Origin of the sequence: Allobosea vaviloviae (assembly GCF_001298265.1) — a bacterium.
In the GTDB taxonomy this organism is placed as follows: domain Bacteria; phylum Pseudomonadota; class Alphaproteobacteria; order Rhizobiales; family Beijerinckiaceae; genus Allobosea; species Allobosea vaviloviae_B.
Genome location: NZ_LGSZ01000004.1, coordinates 1 through 19,217, shown reverse-complemented (window position 1 = coordinate 19,217; position 19,217 = coordinate 1). Strand labels below are relative to the sequence as shown.

23 protein-coding genes and 1 pseudogene are annotated in these 19,217 nt (G+C 62.1%); 14 read left to right on the top strand and 10 right to left on the bottom strand.

Annotation, left to right across the window (positions count from 1 at the left end; genetic code table 11):
• From AE618_RS00195 to AE618_RS00175, 6 genes and pseudogenes are all read right to left on the bottom strand, one after another.
• A pseudogene (locus AE618_RS00195) lies at positions 1-1,543 on the bottom strand (transporter); the annotation flags it as partial.
• Positions 1,536-1,877 (bottom strand): type IV secretion system protein VirB3, encoded by a 342-nt coding sequence (locus tag AE618_RS00190; protein ID WP_054207049.1) that lies wholly within the window; start codon positions 1,875-1,877, stop codon positions 1,536-1,538. The pseudogene AE618_RS00195 and the gene AE618_RS00190, both read right to left, overlap by 8 nt.
• Positions 1,878-1,889: 12 nt before the next feature.
• A complete protein-coding gene (locus AE618_RS00185) occupies positions 1,890-2,186 on the bottom strand; it encodes a TrbC/VirB2 family protein (protein WP_054207048.1) in 297 nt (98 codons plus the stop codon).
• A 71-nt stretch (positions 2,187-2,257) separates the two neighbouring features.
• Complete coding sequence (locus tag AE618_RS00180) at positions 2,258-2,821, bottom strand: hypothetical protein (RefSeq protein ID WP_054207047.1); 564 nt, start codon at positions 2,819-2,821, stop codon at positions 2,258-2,260.
• Entirely contained in the window at positions 2,821-3,264 is a 444-nt protein-coding gene (locus AE618_RS27700; protein WP_156330023.1) for a hypothetical protein, read from the bottom strand. Before AE618_RS27700 ends, AE618_RS00180 begins: the two co-directional genes overlap by 1 nt.
• A gap of 20 nt (positions 3,265-3,284) precedes the next feature.
• The gene (locus AE618_RS00175) at positions 3,285-3,860 is read right to left on the bottom strand and encodes an acyl-homoserine-lactone synthase (protein ID WP_248310691.1); all 576 of its coding nucleotides are present in this window, start codon (positions 3,858-3,860) and stop codon (positions 3,285-3,287) included.
• Positions 3,861-4,130: 270 nt separating this feature from the next.
• Between AE618_RS00175 and AE618_RS00170 the strand changes: the two genes are divergently transcribed.
• The 7 genes from AE618_RS00170 to AE618_RS00140 all read left to right on the top strand — a co-directional run bounded on the left by AE618_RS00170 (position 4,131) and on the right by AE618_RS00140 (position 10,900).
• A complete protein-coding gene (locus AE618_RS00170) occupies positions 4,131-4,856 on the top strand; it encodes a LuxR family transcriptional regulator (protein WP_082364876.1) in 726 nt (241 codons plus the stop codon).
• A 431-nt stretch (positions 4,857-5,287) separates the two neighbouring features.
• Positions 5,288-6,496 carry a plasmid partitioning protein RepA gene (gene repA, locus AE618_RS00165; protein WP_054207053.1) on the top strand — a complete coding sequence of 403 codons (1,209 nt, stop codon included), beginning with the start codon at positions 5,288-5,290 and terminating at the stop codon, positions 6,494-6,496.
• Complete coding sequence (gene repB / locus AE618_RS27085; RefSeq protein WP_082364875.1) at positions 6,493-7,494, top strand: plasmid partitioning protein RepB; 1,002 nt, start codon at positions 6,493-6,495, stop codon at positions 7,492-7,494. Before repA ends, repB begins: the two co-directional genes overlap by 4 nt.
• 213 nt (positions 7,495-7,707) lie before the next feature.
• Positions 7,708-8,937 (top strand): plasmid replication protein RepC, encoded by a 1,230-nt coding sequence (gene repC / locus AE618_RS00155; protein ID WP_054207043.1) that lies wholly within the window; start codon positions 7,708-7,710, stop codon positions 8,935-8,937.
• A gap of 655 nt (positions 8,938-9,592) precedes the next feature.
• The gene (locus AE618_RS00150; RefSeq protein ID WP_248310690.1) at positions 9,593-9,856 is read left to right on the top strand and encodes a WGR domain-containing protein; all 264 of its coding nucleotides are present in this window, start codon (positions 9,593-9,595) and stop codon (positions 9,854-9,856) included.
• 135 nt (positions 9,857-9,991) lie between these two features.
• Entirely contained in the window at positions 9,992-10,264 is a 273-nt protein-coding gene (locus tag AE618_RS00145; RefSeq protein WP_054207042.1) for an HU family DNA-binding protein, read from the top strand.
• 168 nt (positions 10,265-10,432) lie between these two features.
• Positions 10,433-10,900, top strand: coding sequence for a MucR family transcriptional regulator (locus tag AE618_RS00140; protein WP_054207041.1), 468 nt, complete (start codon positions 10,433-10,435; stop codon positions 10,898-10,900).
• Between the two features lie 692 nt (positions 10,901-11,592).
• Here AE618_RS00140 and AE618_RS00130 read toward each other — a convergent pair.
• Genes AE618_RS00130 through AE618_RS00120 form a run of 3 tightly spaced genes read right to left on the bottom strand, consistent with a single transcriptional unit; the run spans position 11,593 to position 13,459 of the window.
• Positions 11,593-12,756 (bottom strand): tyrosine-type recombinase/integrase, encoded by a 1,164-nt coding sequence (locus AE618_RS00130; RefSeq protein ID WP_054207051.1) that lies wholly within the window; start codon positions 12,754-12,756, stop codon positions 11,593-11,595.
• Positions 12,757-12,788: 32 nt separating this feature from the next.
• Positions 12,789-13,205: a type II toxin-antitoxin system VapC family toxin gene (locus tag AE618_RS00125; RefSeq protein ID WP_054207039.1), complete on the bottom strand. Its 417-nt coding sequence runs from the start codon at positions 13,203-13,205 to the stop codon at positions 12,789-12,791.
• The gene (locus tag AE618_RS00120; protein WP_054207038.1) at positions 13,202-13,459 is read right to left on the bottom strand and encodes a type II toxin-antitoxin system VapB family antitoxin; all 258 of its coding nucleotides are present in this window, start codon (positions 13,457-13,459) and stop codon (positions 13,202-13,204) included. Before AE618_RS00120 ends, AE618_RS00125 begins: the two co-directional genes overlap by 4 nt.
• A gap of 183 nt (positions 13,460-13,642) precedes the next feature.
• Here AE618_RS00120 and AE618_RS00115 point away from each other — a divergent pair, with 183 nt between their 5' ends.
• From AE618_RS00115 to AE618_RS27695, 7 genes are all read left to right on the top strand, one after another.
• Positions 13,643-14,851, top strand: a complete 1,209-nt coding sequence (locus AE618_RS00115) for an RHE_PE00001 family protein (protein ID WP_054207037.1) — start codon at positions 13,643-13,645, stop codon at positions 14,849-14,851.
• A gap of 97 nt (positions 14,852-14,948) precedes the next feature.
• Positions 14,949-15,278, top strand: a complete 330-nt coding sequence (locus tag AE618_RS00110; protein WP_248310689.1) for a type II toxin-antitoxin system RelE/ParE family toxin — start codon at positions 14,949-14,951, stop codon at positions 15,276-15,278.
• Complete coding sequence (locus tag AE618_RS00105) at positions 15,275-15,619, top strand: helix-turn-helix domain-containing protein (RefSeq protein WP_082364874.1); 345 nt, start codon at positions 15,275-15,277, stop codon at positions 15,617-15,619. The genes AE618_RS00110 and AE618_RS00105 overlap by 4 nt, the downstream gene beginning before the upstream one ends.
• A 252-nt stretch (positions 15,620-15,871) precedes the next feature.
• The gene (locus tag AE618_RS00100; protein WP_054207035.1) at positions 15,872-16,111 is read left to right on the top strand and encodes a transposase; all 240 of its coding nucleotides are present in this window, start codon (positions 15,872-15,874) and stop codon (positions 16,109-16,111) included.
• 146 nt (positions 16,112-16,257) lie between these two features.
• Positions 16,258-16,605: an IS66 family insertion sequence element accessory protein TnpB gene (gene tnpB, locus AE618_RS00095; RefSeq protein ID WP_054207034.1), complete on the top strand. Its 348-nt coding sequence runs from the start codon at positions 16,258-16,260 to the stop codon at positions 16,603-16,605.
• Between the two features lie 863 nt (positions 16,606-17,468).
• On the top strand, positions 17,469-17,819 hold the full coding sequence (locus tag AE618_RS00090; RefSeq protein WP_054207033.1) for a hypothetical protein: 351 nt from the start codon (positions 17,469-17,471) through the stop codon (positions 17,817-17,819).
• Positions 17,820-18,450: 631 nt separating this feature from the next.
• Positions 18,451-18,615, top strand: a complete 165-nt coding sequence (locus tag AE618_RS27695; RefSeq protein WP_156330022.1) for a hypothetical protein — start codon at positions 18,451-18,453, stop codon at positions 18,613-18,615.
• Between the two features lie 222 nt (positions 18,616-18,837).
• On the opposite strand, the gene AE618_RS00080 is transcribed toward AE618_RS27695, so the two are convergent.
• Positions 18,838-19,217, bottom strand: a 380-nt coding sequence (locus tag AE618_RS00080; RefSeq protein WP_054207031.1) for a carboxymuconolactone decarboxylase family protein, incomplete at its 5' end; no start/stop codon positions are given.

The following is a 19,217-nucleotide window of genomic DNA, read 5'->3' as shown; positions in this document are numbered from 1 at the left end:
GGACGAGCTCGCCGAGGAAGGCGATATTGGCCGGGGTCAGCTCGAGGGCTTTCAAGGGCGCGCATCCGGTAGCCACGCCGTTCTTCAGCGTTAGGTAGGTGCCGCCCGACGCCCGCACGAAAATCTCAGCGCCACGATCCTTGTCGAACATGACGCGCTGGCAGCCGAATTTTTCCGCCTGGGCGAGGAGGAAGTTCTGCAGCACCGTCTTGCCGGAGCCGGAGGGGCCGCAGATGAAAGTGTTGCCGAGATCACCAGCGTGGAAGGAAAAGTGATAGGGCGAGCCCGACGCCGTCTTCAGCATCGCGACGGAGGTTCCCCAATGATTGCCTGTGGGCTTGCCCGCCGGATAGTTGTAAAATGGCGACAGGGCCGCGAGATTGCGCGAGGTGATCGCGCCTGAGCGGGCGCGGTGCTTAAACAGGCCCGGCATCTGCGCCCAGTAGGCGGCCTCAAGCCCGAGATCCTCGCGCGCCACGACCGCGCCAGCTTCAGCCAGAACCCGCCGAGCCTGCGCCATCGTCTCCAGCAGCGCCTTTGGATCGTCGTCGCGCACCAGCAGCGAGAGGTGATGATCGCCCATGACAAAGCGGTTGGATTCGAGATCGTCGAGAGCATCGTCCAGATCGTCGATTTGGGATGCGGCGACATCCTGGGTCGAGACGAGCTGGTTTTGCTTGCGTGTCAGCACCGTCTTGGCGTCGGCCTTCGACAGGAAGGCGAAGCTTTGTGACAGCACGAACGCGAACGGGGCCGAGAGCAGCCCATTCAACATGCTGGGCCTGGTCGAGGCCGGGTACTCTTTCAGACCGAACATGCCCGAAAATTTCGAGCCGCCGGCCGCCCGGACTTCGATCGCCTCGCGACCGAAGATGACGCGGTTGGTGTAGATCGCCGATCCGATTCGACCCTGTGGCAACGCCGTCGGCAGATCCTCGCTCGACGCCAGCATATGGAGGAGGCGCATAGGCTCCGAGAACAGAATGCCGTCATGCTCGACGAGGCCGAGTTGCACAGGACCGTAGCGACCGAGAGCAGCCGAGATGTCGCGCGCCGCATCGTTTAGCCGCTTCAAGGCGGCGGCATCGACCTCCCCTCCCCCGCGGCGTGCTTGGCCGAGCCGGGAGATGAAGCCGGCTGCGGCTTCTGTTCGATCCCGCCCGGGATGGGCGACGATGGTGAGATAGAGTTCGTTGCGGAACAGCCTTGTGCCCTGAAGCGCCTCGCGATAGCCGGCGTCGAGATCGCGCGCGAAGCCCGAGGCGAACGCGCCCTCTGGGTAGCCGGTGTCCTGCCGCCGTATCAGATGCGTCCAGAGCGCCAGGCGATCGTCGGCGAGATTGCGCAGGGTGAGATTGAGTTTGGCGTGGAGATCGTTGAGATCGCCGATATCGGCGGTCTCGAAGGCGATGCCGTCGAGGCGGATCGTCGTCATAAGCGCTCGGGTCGAGAGGCTTATGACGGACTCGGTCACATGCCGGACATAGGGCAGATGAACGTCGGGCTCGATCTCGCGAGCCATGAGGCGAACCGCGTCAGCCATGAGCCACCTCGCGCGCCTTGAAGCGCCGCACCAGGCGCAAAGGCGTTGGCGACGATCCACCCCAAAACGAGCCGTTGCGCGCGCGGCCCCGCGTCTCCAGCCAGGCGACGAGCAACCGGAACTGGTTTGGATCGTGCCGGCAGATCGCGCGGCAAATCAGATGGATCGGCAGCGCGACCAGCCCGTAGACGATTGACCCCGCCATCAGGAACAGGATGCAGGACGTCATCACATTGATGGCCATCGCTTCCATGGTGACGCCGGCGATCATCGCAGGCCGCGTGCAGGCAAGGAACAGCGTGTCCTCGGTCAGGCGCTCGGGTTCACTCGTCATAGCGGCCGCGCCTCAGCTGCCGCCGGTCAGGGTCGAGACGATCTCCGACGCGCCGAAGACGATGGCGACGCCGAGCACGACATAGGCCGCCTTGCGCAAATCGAGATAGCCGAACATCCAGGCGATGCCGACGATGATCACGGCGAGCGTCGCCAGCAGGCGCGCGACATTGCCGGTCAGCATCGTGACGATGTTTTGCAGTACGCCCTCGATGTTGGCGGTTTGTGCCAAAGCCGGTTCGGCTGCGATGAGAAGAAGTACTGCGGCCATGCTGGCAGGCGCGGCGAATGTGCGAAGCGGCACAGGCATGAGGGATCTCCGGACAGGCGTGTTTCGACGGCGCGCAACGGCGCGCGCTCGGTGGGATAAGTCGGAATGGATCAGCGGCTGTAGATCAGGAGCGAGGAGCCACGCCGGGCGCCATAGACGCTCCAGGACGGCGGATCCTTGGCCGATGCGATCTCATCTCGCGGAGGTTCAAGTTGCTTAGCCGGATTAGCGACCATGTCAGGCTTGACCTCCGCCCGAGACGAGCGGTCAGCCCTTGCGGATTTGAATGATGATACGGCCTGGTCCCCTGCAATGGACGCTGGGATGCCCTCGGCCATCAATCGTAACCTGCGCTCCTGAAACACGCGTCCGACGCCGGCGATGTGCGCGCACGGGTCGAAGGCGGTTGCGATCGTGAGGCCGGCCGATTTGAAATCCTCAGGATCAAGCTGAGCCATCCCGATCCGGACAGTTTGGCCAGCCATGATAGCTTCACTCGCCAGCGCGATCGCCTCAGGTTTGGAACCGGCCAGGACCCTGATTGGCCGTTGTCCAGCGATGGTGACGAGCAAGGGCTCGAACGCGCTCGCCTCGCGCATGATCGCGGCAACGGGTCTTGTGAGAGCTGCCGGCGCGCAACGCGCAATCAAAGCCGTGATGTCGGGGGCCTCCATCAGAACCTCACCCGTGTGCTGATGCCATCTGGTCCGGTGACGTCGATGAAATTGGGTTGGGCGCGATGGCGGACCGCCTGGATGTCGTGTGGTTGACAGGTGTCGTCCGTGCGATCGCATTCGCGAACTGGCTTGCTCGAGACGCAAGCCGGCTGAGCTGAACCATCGCGCCCAAGCTCACGCAGGACGTAGCCGTCCTGGCAGGGCTCGTAAGGATCGTATCCGACGGGAGATGGACTCGATCCGGCGGCTGAACAGGTCGGAAAGCCCCCTCCCCGCTTCAGATGCTGCCAGAGCCGCGTCACAGGCGGCACGCAGGCGGCGTACTGCGTCGGCCCTCCAGGATTGGCGAGGCATAGCAGGACCGTGCAGCCCCAATCGTCGGCGCGCGCGACACTGATCGACATCCAGGCGACGCCAGCTAGAACCATCATCCGGAGCATGCGAACCCTCCCGAGATCGGTCACGCCGCAAGCGGGAGCGGCATCTTGATCGGAAGGACCGGCCCTGTCAGGCCGCCATTGCGTCGGATCGCATCGAGCGCGCGCTCCTCGATCGGTAGCAATCCGGCAAGAGCAACTGTCGCTCCGATCCGCTGTGGCAGGCCCAGACGCTGCAGGGTCCATCCTGCCCTTCGCAAGATGCGCTCCATGCGGAGATCGGTGACCGTCGCGATCGACGACAAGCCTCGCGCGTCGCCCCATTCCAGCATCGCGGCAAAGAGCATGAATGTTGCTTGCCGCAGTCCGCCATCCGTCGTGATGTCGGTCAAATCGGTATCGACGCAAAAGCGCGAGCTTTCCGCGATGAGGTCAGAGCAAGGAGCAGTTCCGCCGTCCAACAACTCCGGGAACGTGTTTGCCAGCATGTTGGGGCCCGTCGTCGGCAACATCCGCACGCAACCCAGTACAGAGCCGCGATCGGCGACGACCAGATAGGTCGCATCAAGCGTATCGTAGCGGTCCATCTCGAGATCGCCTGTGGTTGAGACCTGCCAGTCGAGTCGGTCCTTGAACACCTTTCGGCGCAGGCGATGCATGCCCATCAGCAGCGAGAGATTGGCGCCATATCCGGCGCGGCTCAGTTCGACGACCTGCATGACCAGCCTTTCGAATCGCGTTGATCTGGAGGCCAATCAAACAGAGGCAGCCGGTCGGCGAACCTGTCGGATGTGACAGGGCGTTTCCTGGATTCCCTCTAAAGTTGTGGCCGTGTTCTCGCCGTATCCGTGAGGCAAAGGCCGTTTCCATTGAACGCAAAAGGGTCATCAGGCGCGTGAAGCAAGGCGCCGCACGTCAACGGGGGTGGGATGAAATCGGTAGAGATGGCGTATCAAGAACTGGTCGATGGCCTGCATTCATCGGTTGGAGAAATGGAGTTTCGGCGCGTCGGCCAACGCGTCGCCGAGAGCATGGGCTTCCGGTACTTCGCCTATCTCGGTTTTGGTGACGCCGATCCGGTTTTGATCTCGTCTTATCCCAAGCGATGGAGCGAGCATTATTTTGCCGAAGGCTACCAGGACGTCGATCCCGTCGTGGCCTTTGCCAAAGGCAAGCGCTCCACGATGCAGTGGACGCGCGAAGCCGCCCGTCAGTTTCCGCTGCGGGCCCAGAAGCGTCTTTTTGACGACGCCGACGAGTTTGGAATTCGCCATGGCGTCTCCGTCGCGATCGCCGGCGGCTTCGATCGGTTCGCCGCCTTCACCTTCGCAGTCGACGAGGTCAGTGCAGCGCATGGGAAGATGGTCACGGAAGCGAACGATATCGTTCAACTGATTGGGCTGACGTTTCATGCGCACGCGGATGCGAAACTGGCGCTGCGGTCGCCGCGTGTTGAGGCTGTGCCTTTGACCCAGCGCGAGCGGGAATGTCTCGCGTGGGCGTCTCGCGGCAAATCAATGGAAGCCACCGCGATGATCTTGGGCATTACGCCGCGGGCGGTGAAGTTTCATCTCGATAATGCGCGGGCGAGCCTCGGCGCTGAGACGCTGCCGCAGGCCGTCGCGATTGCTCTGCGCGGAAGGAATATCTCGTAACGCCAGAAAAGCCGCCGGTTCGTGTCGCCATGTCGAAGCCAAAGCGATCCCAGTCTGACAACATGCTGGGCGGCGTCGTGATTGATGGACCCCTCACGATTCAATATCGTCACCTGAGCAAGCATGCTTTGCAACTCTGCTGCGGACCAAAGCCCCGCCTCGTCTGCCTGCGGTTGTGCCGGTTCGGTCGCTGTGTGTGCTGAAGCGATCCTGGGCGTGGTTTAACGATGCCGGTCAGCCGGCATCCCAGGCCAAAGCCATCCCCGGTAACGCTTTATGCCGTCCTTAAGCGCGTTGTCTGCAGACAACGTAACCGCCCCATTAAGGAATCGTTAACCTTAAATTTCTTGCCACCACGACAGAATCATGGCGTCTTCCTGAGACGGAAAGAGAGCGTCTGACGCTCGTGTTCCGTCTTGAGCGAGAACGACATGACCGCCTCCGCCGCTTCAACCCAGTCTGAACTCGCATCTGCGCGAGTGTCGCGGCACGCGACTGCCCTTTCGAACCAGTTGCGTTCTCTAGGGACCTCGCTGTTCCCACCATCCGCACGCAAATCGCTCCGATCCTTCACCTCGGGTGAAGTGTCGCGGATCGTCGGAGTGTCGGACGGCTATCTCAGGCAGCTATCACTGGATGGCCTTGGTCCTAACCCTGCGATTGGCTCGGCGGGCCGCAGATCCTACACCCTTGGCCAAGTCAATGAATTACGCAGCTACTTGAGCTCAGCGCGCCCTCGGGAGGCCCTCCAGTTCTCGCCCGGCCGACGAAATGGCGAAAAGCTGCAGATCATCACCGTCGCCAATTTCAAAGGCGGTTCGGCTAAAACAACGACAGCACTGTACCTGGCGCAGTTTCTCGCGCTCCAAGGGTTCAAGGTGCTAGCGATTGACCTTGATCCCCAAGCGTCACTGTCGGCGATGTTCGGTTATCAGCCTGAGTTCGATATCCCTGAGAACGCGACACTTTATGGCGCGATTCGTTATGACGACCAGCGCAGGCCGATGCAGGAGGTTGTTCGCGAGACTTACTTTGAAGGCGTCGGGCTCGTACCGGGCAATCTCGAGCTGATGGAATTTGAACACCATACGCCGCGCGCCATGCTCGATCGGGGGGTGAGGGGACATGAGTTGTTCTTTCGGCGGGTCGCCGGGGCTATCGATCAGGTCGCCGATCAATTCGATGTAGTCGTCATCGATTGTCCCCCACAGCTCGGGTATCTGACGATGGGTGCGCTCAACGCAGCGACGGCTATGTTGGTGACGATCCACCCCCAGATGGTCGACGTCGCTTCGATGAGCCAGTTCTTGCTGATGACATCAGATTTGATGGCCATTATCGAAAACGCGGGCGGGCGGCTCGATTACGATTTCATTCGCTACGTCGTCACGCGGCACGATCCCAACGATGTGCCGGAGTCGCAGATCGTCGCCCTACTGCGGAATCTATTTGGCGATGACGTGCTCAAGGCAACCGCCTGGAAATCGACTGCGATTGCCAATTCTGGCCTTACTAAGCAGTCGCTCTATGAGCTCGACCGCGGCTCGGTTGGTCGGGCAGCCTACGATCGAGCTTTGGAGTCGGTTGATGCAGTGAATGCTGAGATCGTCACCCTCATGAAAGAGGTCTGGGGCCGATGAGTAAGCGCGCGGACACGATCAAGTCGCTTTTCGCTACCGCTCCTACGCCTGTGTTGTCTGCAGACAACACAGGCTCCGCGCTGCCACGTGTTGCCTCTGGATCGATACGCTCATTGCAAAGCACGTTCTCAAATGTCGAGCGCGAGAATGAAGAGCTTCGCCGGCGCATTGCGGTTGGTCAGGCGATCGTTGAGGTCGATCCTGAACTGATCACGCCTTCTCCCTTTCGGGACCGCTTCGACGACCAAGATGCCCAGGCGTTCATAGCGCTGAAAGAATCGATCCGAGAGCAGGGGCAAGCCGTACCGGTGCTCTTGCGGGAGGAACCTGCTAATTCGGGCCGATACCAGATCGCCTATGGGCATCGGCGCGTACGCGCCGTGCGCGAACTTGGCCTCCCCGTAAAAGCTGTCGTTCGGCCACTGTCTGATGCCGACCTCGCGATCGCTCAAGGCCTCGAAAATGCTGCACGCGAAGATCTGACATTTATCGAACGCGCCACATTTGCTTTGCGACTTGAGGATGCGGGCCACGACCGCCTCGTGGGTCAAAGAGCTCTGGCAATAGACCGCGCAGAGGCATCGAAACTAATAGCCGTCGCTCGCGGCATTCCGGGCGATCTAGTGGATGCGATTGGGCGGGCGCCTAAGATTGGTCGTGGACGATGGCTTGCGCTTGTCGATGCGTTGTCGAGTCCAGGTGCTTCAACGCGCGTTGCGCAGCAAATTGTCCAGCCAGAATTCAAGGAGTTGTCGTCAGACGATCGTTTTCTGACAGTTCTTGCCGCCGCATTGGCTAGAACAAACCAAACGCGCCCGAGCGGCGATGGGTACCGAATTGTGGCCGTGGCTGACATGGAGGTGGCACGAGTGGCTACCTCAAGAACTCGTACCGTGATTTCGATTGGGCATGATGCAAATGGCGATGCCTTTGCTGCCTTCGTCGAAGGGAAGCTTCCAGAAATGTTCGCAGCGTTCAAGGCGAACCGTTCAGGATGACACCGCAGAGCCGTCGGCCCTGTACTCCGCAACCACTGAAGGATTAGGCATCGGCAAAAGAAAAAAGGCCCCCGAAACGGAGTTCCGGAAGCCCTTCTCTTAGTGTGGCAACTCTGAGAATCGCACTTCCACGAATCATCGTCAAGAGTCTCGTGAGAGATTTAGCGCCGTTTCGGCGAGCAGGATTTCTTTGCCCTGAACGAGGCAAGGATCATGGAACCACGACTCTCGACGACGCCTTTTGGGCGGCGATCGCTGACGCTTGCCCATGTGGCAAGCCAGGCGAGCGCGAAAACGCGACCGCCTGAAAAAGCGGTCCACAAATGGAATATCTTCCGGGCGATCTGCACGGCCAAGAACGTGCTTGGCGTACCTGAGCGCGCCTTGGCCGTCCTCGACGCGCTGCTGTCCTTCCACCCGGAAACCGTCCTCACGGGCGACGGATTGATCGTCTTTCCCTCGAACCACCAGCTCGGGTTGCGGGCGCATGGCATGCCGATGGCGACGCTCAGGCGCCATTTGGCGGCTCTGGTCGACGCAGGGCTGATCGTCCGGCGCGACAGCCCCAACGGCAAGCGCTACGCCCGCAAGGGCAGGGGAGGGGAGATCGAGTTCGCCTTCGGCTTCGACCTGGCCCCGCTCGTGGTGCGGGCGGAAGAATTCGAAGCGCTGGCGGAGGAAGTCGAGGCGGAAGCACGAGCTTTGCGGCTGGTCAAAGAGCGCATCACGATCTGCCGGCGTGACATCGTCAAGATGATCGCGACGGGCCTCGAGGAGAACGTCCCCACGCAGCAAGCCGGGCGTGGGCCGGCAGGCTGGGCTGAGATCCACGAACTCTACCGAGGCATCATGGCGCGGATTCCGCGCAGCCCGACACGCCTGGCTCTGGAGCCGATTGCCAAGGAGCTCTCACTGCTTGCCGACGAGATCCTCAACCTTCTGGAAATGCATATTAAAACTCAAAATATGAGCGGCAATGAGTCTCAGATTGAGCGTCACATACAGAATTCAAATCCAGACTCCCTTTCTGATCTTGAACCTGGCTTTCCAGAAAGCAGGGGGGGCGGGTTGGAGATTTTGCCTGAACCGAAGCGGATGCCAGAGGGGGCGTTCCCTCTTGGGATGGTTTTAGACGCCTGTCCTGACCTCCTCGACTATTCCAGGGGCGGGATCTCGAACTGGCGAGACTTCCTGGCAACGGCCGCGGTGGTGCGGCCGATGTTGGGCATCAGCCCGAGCGCCTGGAACGAGGCGACGGGCATCATGGGTGAAGTTCAGGCTTCGATCGTCGTGGCGGCTATCCTGCAGCGCGGTGAGGCGATAAGCAGCGCTGGCGGCTATCTGCGGGGGCTGACGCGAAGAGCTGAAGCCGGCGAATTCTCGCTCGGGCCGATGCTGATGGCACTGATCGGCAGCCGCAAGCGCGACAAGAAGCGAGCCTGACTGCGTGGATCAGACGGTTCGGCCTTGCGTGCTGGCGGGCCGGCCTCCCTTGGAGAAAGGTCGCGCTGACGGGGCAGTCTCGGGAAAGGATCTCGGTTCGTTTGGCGAGGAGGTCGATAGCGTGGTTTGGGCGTTTTTGAGAAACAGGCTTGGGCGGTGTTGATGCTGCAGCCTCGCGCGCTTGCGTCTCCTTCTACAGGCGCAATTCTCTCAGCCGGGCCGTGTTGGCGTCTCGGGTCTGGGCGATTGTGTCGCTTTCGGACAAGATGCGATCGCGCACCATCGATTGCGTCTGCGTCCTCAGAAACGCGTTATCGGCATCGATACGCTGCTTCGACTTCTCATTCATGCGGTAGCCTTCGAGACATTGCAGTGATCGCGCGCGTCGGGGTGAGGCGACAGCGCGACGAGGATAGACCGTTTCACAGCCTGCCGTCCCGCTGGTTTGGTAGAATGGCGCGGAGCTGGATGCGAGAGGTAGCTCGGGCATCTCACACGAGCACCTTCGGGGATATCGCCGAAACCGCTTGCCCTCTAGGAGAGTCACAGGCTCGGCGCCGATCTGGGTGACGTATCACCGGTCTGAATCAATGCCGGCTGATCGATTCAAGCTTTGCGTTGGACCGATCCTGTCGCGGCGCGCGAGATGTCGTGCATGGATGTCGCGCGCGAGACCAACCCGGGGAAACTGCAGATGCTGGTGCTGGAGCGCCGCGACGAGGGCTGCAATATGGCGCGCTTCTATGTGCTGGCGATCGAACCGACATTGTTTGGCGACACGGCCTTGATCCGCGAATGTGGGCGCATCGGAGCCAATGGGCGGCGCCGCCTCGATCTTCATGCCGATCATGCTGCCGCCGCTGAATCGCTCGACGTTTGGCTGACTCGTAAGGTGGCGCGAGGCTACCGACTTCGCTGACGGCGGCCTATGCGGAATAGGACTGCGAGGGGTAGGGACCGTCGATTGCGATCCGGCATAATCGCGTGAATGCTTGCCCTCTGGCCAGTTTCAGATATTCGGGGCGCGCTTTCCCCTGAATCAGCGAGATTTTCAATGACCAAGAACGAACTCATTGCAGCGGTTGCCGAAGGCACCGGCAAGACCAAGGCTGATGTTGCCGGCGTGCTGGCGTCCCTCGCCGAGGTCGCAGCGAAGACCCTGAAGCAGGGGGGCGACATCACGCTCGGTGGTATTGGCAAGCTCGCGGTCGCCAAGCGCGATGCGCGCCAGGCCCGCAATCCCTCGACCGGTGCGATGATCGACGTGCCCGCAAAGACCGTCGTCAAGTTCAAGGTTGCCAAGGATCTGGCCGATAGCGTCGCCTGATCTCATTTCGATTCAGTTGAGATGCAGGACCAGGCGCGATCATCGCTCCGGTTCTGCACCGCTTATTGCGTCTTACACGGCCAGTTTAGGTAGACCTTGCTCGGTGTTATAGATATCCCGGATTCTGGGGAGATATCCCAGAACACTCCGGCGGCCTTGGAGAGAACAATGTCCGAAATCAAAAACAATGCCGAGCTTCTTGAGCTGACGACCTCGATTGTTTCTGCCTATGTCTCGAACAATAACGTTCAGCCGGCCGACCTCGTCGCCTTAATCGCGAGCACCTATTCGGCGCTTGCGGGTCTTGGCTCGAAGGCTGCCCCTGCTCCTCCTGCCGCGCTCATCCCAGCGGTTCCAATTCGGAAGTCGGTCACGCCAGATGCGATCATCTGCCTGGAAGACGGCAAGAAGTTCAAATCCCTGAAGCGTCACCTCAACACCTCCTATGGCCTGACGCCTGAACAGTACCGCGTAAAGTGGGGTCTGCCTTCGGACTACCCGATGGTCGCTCCCGCCTATGCCGAAGCGCGCTCTGCGCTCGCCAAGTCGATGGGGCTGGGCCGCAAGGCTGCGGCCGTCTCGGCGCCGAAGCCGGCACCTCGTGCGAAAACGGCGCGCGCCAAAGCGTCGGCGTGATCTGCTCTGCACGATCGTGGCCAGAGAGGGGCTCTAGTCGCTTGAATCGGACGCTTGGTACCCGCCAGTGACCGTCGTCACAGTTCGGGAAGAGCCGCGCGGCCCTGCCTGTTTGCAGACGTTTGGAAGGTCGCGGGAGGGTCGGAAGCGGACCTACCGATCAACGATACTGAACACGAAATTCGCGGCGCTTATAAGTGCAGCCAAACCGTAAATTAGCGTCCTCTCGGCCGTAAAATGAGGGGCGCGTCGGAACCGCGGCAGCGGGATATTCCATATCGGCACACGAAAGAATTGCGACGCCCATGCCCCGCCGAACATGAATAACATCCCTAGCCATCCAGCAGGTTGCGCCCAAATCCGCATTGATTGGTCGAATACCAACGGGACGGCGAACGACAGCCCCATTACTATGCCAAGCCAACTTAGAGCGCTGAGCAGTACGAAGCTGGCAAAACCGCGCGAAGTTTGCATGAGTGTCTCATGAAGGGGGTGGCGACATGACGAGCGGCCAATCTACCCGTTGGACGGTTGCCCGCAACGGGTCGGATTTTCCCGTTTGCCGCTTTCCAGAGAGCGGACATTCGGCGCGACCAAGCCGGACTCGTTTGTCCCGATCAATCCACTAGCCGCAGCGCTCAATTTCCAGCCGGTCCGCCGCCGCTGCGGCCAAGATTGCGAAAGGTAGCGCCTCAGATCGCCAGCCTTGCAGCCTTTCCGAGCGCCTGATCGGCGTCGTTATAGTACCGCGATGCCTGCTGAACCGACCGGTGCTGCGACTGGCGCATCGCCGCGGGCAGTGCGACGCCGTTCCGGGCTGCCTCGGTCAGATAGCCTGACCTGAGGCCGTGAGCGGAAAACTCCACCGGATCGAGTCCGGCCATGGTGCAGCGGCGCTTCAGGATGAGATTGACAGCTTGGGGCGTTAGCGCCCGGTCGTCGATCGCCTCCCAGCGGTCGATCGCCCGAAACACCGCCCCCTTCTTGATATTCGCCCGCTCGATCCACTCGCGCAGGGCCACGACCGGCGCACCGATCAACAGCACGCGAGCATCTTCGTCGGCCTGTGTCGTCTTGGTTCGGCCGAGCGCGATCGCCACGCAGGGCAGGCGTGGCGAGACTGGATCATCGGGATCGAGCGGCACATCGCCTTCCTCGCTCAGCTGCTCAAGCCGCAGGCGCGCCACCTCGCTGCGCCGGCGCCCGCCCGAGGCGAAAGCGACGAGCAGGATGGCGAGATCGCGGGTGTCGGCGAGACGGTCGCTCTGGCAGGTCGCGATCAGCCGGTCCAGAATGTCGCGCGTCACGGCGCGCTTGCTCTTGCGCCGTCGCGGTTTTGCGCTGGCCCTGACCGCCAGGCGCACGCTGGTGCGGATCGTCGGCGTGCCGAGCGGGCTCTCAAGGCCCTTCCAGCGGTGCAGCGTTGCCCAGTGAGCCAAGCGCCGTTTGACGGTGGAACTCGCATGGGGGCCGTCAGAACGTAGATGGTCACCGGCGCGGAGCGCTTCATCCACGTCGGCCGGCATGCCATGCGAAGAATCCTCGGCGCGACGCGCCGGATCCCAGAGGTGATGGGCGACGAACTTTAACGCAAGCGCTTCTGACGCCGGCCAGGGCAAGGGCGAGCCCGTCGCTGCGATCGACCAGGCCTCGAGGTAGGCCAGATCGGAGGCAAGCGCGCGCAGCGAGTTCTCGCCCATGCCTTCCTTGGCCAGGTGGCGAAGCGTCTCAACATCGTCGTCGGTCAGGATGGTGGCGAGCTTGTCGCGGCGCTCCATCGGCAGAATACCGGCAAGGGCGTCGAGCTGAAGGGCGCGGCGGTTCTCGGAGCCGCCGAGAGTGACGATGTCGGTCATGGCGAATTCCGTCCGATCGGCGTGCGAATCCGTCATGCTCGGCGTTCGGGGACGATGGAGCCGGGATGGCAGATGAGGTCGGTTCGCCCGAAGTCGTTGCCCTTGAACAGCAGCGGCGCTTTGGCCGTGACCGCCACCGCATAGGAAAAGCAATCGCCCATGTTGAGCCCGGCGGGGTGGCGCCCCTTGCCGTAGCGATGATAGGCGATCTCGGCCCCTTGATAATGCTTGGCCTCGAAAGGCAGGGCTGTGACGTTGGGGGCCTCGGCAAGGCGCGCGACGATCTCGGCTGCATTCGCGAACCCCTTCGCGGCCAAAACCACCCGCGTCTCGAACAGGGTCGGCCAGCCGATCAGCAACGGCTGATGGCGCAACAGGGTCTTGAAGGCGTCGGCCTCGGGTTCGTCGAGGGCGATGGCGAGAATGACGGAGGTATCGAGCGCGATCACCGCGGCAGGCCGTTGTCGTCGTAGAGATCGTCATGGGCGGAACTCGCGCCAGCGGCGACACCTATCCGTCCCGCGGCGGCCAGATCCCAGACGATGTCGATGGCGGCGGCGGGGGCGCCTGCGCGCAATTCGCGATCATAGCGCTCGAGCGCCTGCTCGACGAGGCGGTTCATCGACAGCCCGGTGCGACGCGACAGGGAGCGTGCGAGCGTCCTGGCTTTGGCGCTGCGGATGGAGAGCTGTGGTTCGGACATCCTGGACGCCTTCGATCGCGTGGCCACGCGCCAAACCTAGCACGATGGCGGCTTAGCCAGCAAGGATTTGCTCCGAGATGGCTCACTATCGATAAGAAGTAATTATCGATAGTGATTATGTACACATGATTGGTGTCAATGTGAAACAAATGAATGGCAATTTGAGTTGGGTATGATAGTCTTATGGGTGTGAATTCAATTGGATACGACCTTCCTCGCGCTGAGCGCCAAGCCCTGGTTTGCGACTGCGCCGAAGCCTCAGAGGCCGCGGCGATCGCGCTCGCTCGTTTTGACGAGCGTTTGCTTCGTGCCGAACCCGTCCTGGTCGAGGGGGTTCGCCAACGCGGCCACGCCTTTGAGGCACAGGCCCTGATCGGGCTCAGCGGGGGCCTGTGCCCGCTCGAGGATCTGTGCCTGCACGACGCCGGCATGGATGTGCGCAGCCCGACGCGCGAGCTCGCGCGGGCCGCCGCCATGCTCGACGAACGACGGCGCCTGGCGCGGCGCGAGCCGGCCGAGGTTTTGAGCGAAAGCGCCCTGCGACTGCGGCTCGGGATCGAGGGGCCACCGGAACCAGATCGGCCGGGCAGGGCGACGACCCCGTCGGGGACCGTGAAACAGCTCGCGGCGCCCTGGGACCGGATCGATCGTGAAGACGACGAGGAGGACCAGGCCGATGAGGATACCCTCGACATTGAGGAGGAGGACCATCACGCCGATCCGGCCTTCGCCGAAATCGACGCGTTGTTGGTCCGGACGCGAAAAAAGCTCGATGCCTGGAACGATTTCTCCTCCGAGGAGGGTCGCAAAAACCTGACCTTGCGCGATCCCGGCTATGACGCCGCCGGACGGTTCGAGCGCTGGCAACAAATTCTGGAGGAGGGCAGGGGGCTCCCGGCGGCGCTCGCGGCTGCGCTCGCGCTCGATGCCTGGCTGTGGCTCGAGCCGTCGGAACGCGCGGGCGAGCTCGGCTTTGCGTTCGCGGCGACCGTGTTGCGCCAGCGGGGATTAGGCTCGGCGCATTTGCCGGTGGTTGGGCTCGGGTTGAGGAGGGGAAAATTCCGCTGGAGCCCGCACCAGGCGCTCAGCCTCCGGGTCGCGGGGCTGCTCGACGCCTTTGCCGAGGCGGCCGCGTTCGGGCAGGCGGATCTCGATCGGCTGTCGCTGGCGCGAAACGTGATGCTGCGGAGGTGCGAGGGCAGGCGGGGGAATTCGAAACTGGCGGAACTGGTCGACCTGTTCGTGGCGTCGCCGCTGGTGACAGTGCAATTGGCGGCAGCGCGCCTGCAGGTCACGCCACAGGCGGTCGAGGCGATGCTGAAGGAACTCGGCGGCAGCTTGCCGCGCGAACTTACCGGACGAAAGCGCTATCGGGCTTGGGGGATTCTATGATCGGTCGGGATATGCACTTGACGGCATAATGCACTCAAGAGCATATGCATCGCATGGTGTGGGCCGTCCAATCCGTCGCCGAGTTGAACGCTGGTTCTTGAATCTCGAAAGCTCAATTCGGGTCGAGATCGCCGCCAAGATCAGCCTGTTGCAGCAAGTCGGGCCAACACTTGGCCGGCCGCATGCCGATACGCTGAAGGGTTCGGCCTATCCGAACATGAAAGAGCTACGGGTCCAGATCGGCGGCGACCCCTGGCGAATCTTCTTCGCCTTCGACCCAAGACGGTCAGCCATCTTGCTGGTCGACGGCAACAAGGGCGGCGATGGCCGCTTCCATGAGGTCAATCTGCCGATCGCCGACGAGCGGTATCGCGACCATCTCGCGACGCTGATCGTGCCACCACCATCGAAGAGAGGGCCAAAATGATGACCGCCTCCTGGAATGAGACGCTGGCCAAACTCCCAGCCGACGAGCAGGCCGCGATCGCAAAGCGTAGCCGCGAGGTGATGGCAGAATATGTCGGCCTCAAGGAGCTCCGTAAGGCGCGCCGCCTGAGTCAGGCGGCTCTGGCCGCGCGGCTGCACACCGATCAGGCCGGCGTGTCGAAGATCGAGAGGCGCGCGGATCTGCTGCTGAGCACGCTCAAAGGCTATGTCGAGGCCGCCGGCGGCAGCCTCGAGATCGTGGCTCGGTTTCCGGACGGTCCGACCTTGCGCATCGACCGACTGGGAGATGTAGGGCGGCCAAAGAAGGCTGATGCAGCATAGAACGCGACTTCCCATCGAGGCCCTTTCGCGACGTCTGGAGCGATCCGCTTCTGGACAGTCTCGCCGAAGTTAATGCTGAGACGCCGGAGCCGGCCGGTGTAGGCAAGTGCGAGCCTTCGTACTCAATCGGCGTCTTTGGTTCGATTGCGGTAAGCATGCGCCGTAGGCCGCCTTGTTGAGAAGCATTTCGGCGTCCAGCTTTTCGCGTTCGTAATCCGGCAGCAGTGCCGGCAGCGGTGCTGGAGAGCTGGCGTGGATGATGAGACCTATGTTCGCCGCCGTCGCTGGAGTGTGGAGGAGAAGCGCGCGGTCGTGGGCGAGGCGCTGTCGAGCGGGAACGTGATCGCGACGGCGAAGCGGCATGGCATCCAGGCGCAGCAGATCTACCGATGGCGCGAGCGGCTCGATGAGCGGCAAAGTCCGACGGCGTTTCTGCCGGTGTCGATTGCGCCGGATTCCGTGCCGCTCAGTCCAGCCCCGGTGCTGGATTAAGGCAGCCAGGATCATAGTCCAGCAGTGATGCTGGATCGCTCGCCGCGGGTCGAGATCGTGTTGTCCGCTGGTCGGCGCGTCATTGCCGAGGGCAGCGTCGATATCGATGTGATGCTCAGGTTGGCGCGAGGCCTCGAGGCGCTCAGGTGATCCCGGTCCCTGTCGGCGTGAAGGTTTGGCTGGCGACCGGCCACACCGATATGCGCAAGGGGTTCGCCTCGCTGGCGCTGGTGGCGCAGGAGGTCTTGAAGCGCGATCCGCTCGGTGGCCACATCTTCTGCTTCCGCGGGCGTCGCGGCGATCTTTTGAAGGTGATCTGGCACGACGGGCAGGCGGCGAGCCTCTACGTGCGACGGCTGGAGAAGGGCCGCTTTCTGTGGCCGTCGCCGGCCGACGGTGTCGTTGCGATCACGCCCGCGCAGATGGGGTACCTGCTCTCCGGCATCGACTGGCGCAACCCGGTGGAGACCTGGCGTCCAACTGCGATCGGATAGAGCTTTGCGCCTTGTTTTTGCCGGCGGATGTGATTCCCTCTCCTTGTGAGCGCGCCCGCTGAATCGCCCCTGTCGCCGACTCTGCCGACCGATCTTTCGGCGGCGCATGCGATGATCCTGGCGGAGCGCCAGGCGAGGATCGAGGCGCAAGCCGAAGCTCTTGCGGCGAAGGCTGCATCCTCGAAGGCTCCACGCGCGATGGGTTGCGTGACCTCCATGGCATATTCCTCAAGGACGGTCTTCGCGTCGACGTCGGTATTGGCGAGACGGACCCATAACCGGTCGGCTGGCGTGTTTTGCAGGAGCACGGGTGCGCCGAAGACAATGCTGACGACAACAAAGCTGGATATTTGAGCACGGCTTGGTCTCCGTCTTCATCTCAGCTATCATGCCGCCATAGCATAGCGCTGCGGTGACGATGGTCGTGCCATATCTCGCCGGGCAGGTCTTCTCTGCTTTCGCGCATGGCGGAACTCGACGAAATGGTATTCTTAGCTTGGCAACAGCGCATGATCGCCTGTCCCAGTCTGCTGACGCTGCCAGACAGCGACATCCGTGTAAACTGGACGCCTGTCGCGCGATGGTCCTAAGACTGGAGCGACAACCCAAGACCTTCGACCGGTTGCAGAGCTCTTCCATTGCGGCACCCAGTAAATACAGGACTCGCTAAATACAGGATTTTCGACGTTCAGAACTTGGTAAGGGTCGCCTGCTCACCATTTGGGCCGTTTCGAAGCTACTTTGGCCTTGATTTCCCGACGGCCGCATTGTAGGGTATTGCTATGCGTTGATTTTCCGCTCCTTCGCCCCGCATCGTCGCGCCGTCCCGGCGTGATCGGTCGCGGCTTGGCAAGGAGGCCATCGTGCAGCGCAATCCATTTCCCATCGTCGTGCATCCGTCCGCCGCGGTTCGGCGGTTGATCGGCCCCGATCTCGACGCGATCGCCGGCCTCGCCCTCAGGGCCTTGTTGCTGAACCAACGATCCATCGAAATCGCCCATCAGCAGATTGCCTACCGCTCCCACCACCTGGCCTTCTCATCGCGCATCGGAAGCCAAGGAGACCTCATCATCGAACTCGATATCGGGGATCCTCGTCTCGCCGGAAGAGTGATCCTGGAAGAGGAGATCAGACGGGCGGCAAAAGCGAACGGAATGAGCGAAAGGCCGGAAAACAGGGGGCGGACCACCCGGCAGGCGGGCCGTTACCGCTAGAGCCTCTACCGGCCGGAGGTCGAACCGACCTCCAGCCGGCCCTACTTGGCGGGATGATGTGACCGCCTCGCCGAGCGGCGAAACCACTGAAGGCAGCGGAACAGGCGGCTATGACGCGGGCAAAAGATTAGGTGTCGCAACGCCCCGTCATCACGGCCGCCAACGGCTTCCTCGTGGTGCGTCGTATCGTTCGACCGAGCCGAGGTCAAGGCGGTCGCTCATGCCGTGGCGGCGCTGGTCCGACCTCGCCGGATTCCTGAATCGCGGCGACCGGATCGTTCGAAAAAGCAGGCGCGCTCTCGGCCGTTCGCCCTTGAATGAGGCCGTGGTCCCGCAGGACGAAAGACCCAGGACGGTCTTGCGGCATATGGCCGATTCAAGTGCTGGCGCCGATTATCTATCGTGGCGATGCCGAAGTTTGCGACGATACGCAACGACGACGGAATCCTTATCGCCGCCGCGCCTGTTGCCGTCGATTCTCGCCCCAGCCCGCGATTAACCCCGACCAGCTCAGCCGGGGCGACCTCGGCACGTTGGCCCGGGTCCCAAGGGGGCTGAACTTCAACGCGATTTGACACCGTGCACCTGAAAAACGGATTTAGCGAGATCGAGACCCTCGCGCGTGACAATCATGAGGGACCTCCTTGGGCATGTGACGCCCCGATCATCCGCCGCCGCTGCGGGGGTGGTCCATAACATCAAATGGGCCGTCCAGCGCGCCCGCTACATCACGCTGGAATGCATCGCGCCGATCAGCGATGATCCCATCGTCAGCCTGCCAGCTGTGGCCGCCTGACCAACCCGGCCAAAGCCGGCACGCGGTGGCTCCGCGAAGCTACACCACCAGCAGGGACACGACCTCCAGGAGACGGACCACAGCGAGAATAGAGCCCAGTTATGAACGAGGGCGAATAGGGCCAACCTCTCAGAAAACCAGAACCGAGGGCGTCCATAAAACTCGAGGCTATCCGGTGCGCTTCGCGCGCGTGTAGAAATCCTGCACGCGAAGCGCGGGGTTTCAGACCGATGGAGGCGTCCAGGCCATCGCCTTCATCGGCGCGTCGACTTCCGTTTGGGCAAGGGCATTGGTGAAGTTCGAAAGCAGCTTGGTTGAAAGACAGACGAGAACGTCAAGCACCTGCGCCTTGCTGTAGCCGGCTGCCAGGAATGCGTTCAGCGCCTCGTCGCCCACGTGACCCTGCTCCTCCAGCAATTTGCGGGTAAAAACACGCAATGCTTCGAGCTTTGTATCGGCAACGGGCTTGCCCTCACGCAGTGCGGCGATGACGTCCTGCGGCGCCTTCAGCATCGTCATGATCATCGAATGGCCTGCCATGCAGTAATGGCAGCGATTGTGATAATTCGAAGTCATCATGACGACCTGAACCTCGACGGGAG

Bases quoted from the DNA above. Each gene is read 5' to 3' on its own strand.
- AE618_RS00190 (WP_054207049.1), bottom strand. From the start codon at position 1,877: ATGACGAGTGAACCCGAGCGCCTGACCGAGGACACGCTGTTCCTTGCC.
- AE618_RS00185 (WP_054207048.1), bottom strand. From the start codon at position 2,186: ATGCCTGTGCCGCTTCGCACATTCGCCGCGCCTGCCAGCATGGCCGCA.
- AE618_RS00180 (WP_054207047.1), bottom strand. From the start codon at position 2,821: ATGGAGGCCCCCGACATCACGGCTTTGATTGCGCGTTGCGCGCCGGCA.
- AE618_RS27700 (WP_156330023.1), bottom strand. From the start codon at position 3,264: ATGCTCCGGATGATGGTTCTAGCTGGCGTCGCCTGGATGTCGATCAGT.
- AE618_RS00175 (WP_248310691.1), bottom strand. From the start codon at position 3,860: ATGCATCGCCTGCGCCGAAAGGTGTTCAAGGACCGACTCGACTGGCAG.
- AE618_RS00170 (WP_082364876.1), top strand. From the start codon at position 4,131: ATGAAATCGGTAGAGATGGCGTATCAAGAACTGGTCGATGGCCTGCAT.
- repA (WP_054207053.1), top strand. From the start codon at position 5,288: ATGACCGCCTCCGCCGCTTCAACCCAGTCTGAACTCGCATCTGCGCGA.
- repB (WP_082364875.1), top strand. From the start codon at position 6,493: ATGAGTAAGCGCGCGGACACGATCAAGTCGCTTTTCGCTACCGCTCCT.
- repC (WP_054207043.1), top strand. From the start codon at position 7,708: ATGGAACCACGACTCTCGACGACGCCTTTTGGGCGGCGATCGCTGACG.
- AE618_RS00150 (WP_248310690.1), top strand. From the start codon at position 9,593: ATGGATGTCGCGCGCGAGACCAACCCGGGGAAACTGCAGATGCTGGTG.
- AE618_RS00145 (WP_054207042.1), top strand. From the start codon at position 9,992: ATGACCAAGAACGAACTCATTGCAGCGGTTGCCGAAGGCACCGGCAAG.
- AE618_RS00140 (WP_054207041.1), top strand. From the start codon at position 10,433: ATGTCCGAAATCAAAAACAATGCCGAGCTTCTTGAGCTGACGACCTCG.
- AE618_RS00130 (WP_054207051.1), bottom strand. From the start codon at position 12,756: ATGACCGACATCGTCACTCTCGGCGGCTCCGAGAACCGCCGCGCCCTT.
- AE618_RS00120 (WP_054207038.1), bottom strand. From the start codon at position 13,459: ATGTCCGAACCACAGCTCTCCATCCGCAGCGCCAAAGCCAGGACGCTC.
- AE618_RS00115 (WP_054207037.1), top strand. From the start codon at position 13,643: ATGGGTGTGAATTCAATTGGATACGACCTTCCTCGCGCTGAGCGCCAA.
- AE618_RS00105 (WP_082364874.1), top strand. From the start codon at position 15,275: ATGATGACCGCCTCCTGGAATGAGACGCTGGCCAAACTCCCAGCCGAC.
- AE618_RS27695 (WP_156330022.1), top strand. From the start codon at position 18,451: ATGAGGGACCTCCTTGGGCATGTGACGCCCCGATCATCCGCCGCCGCT.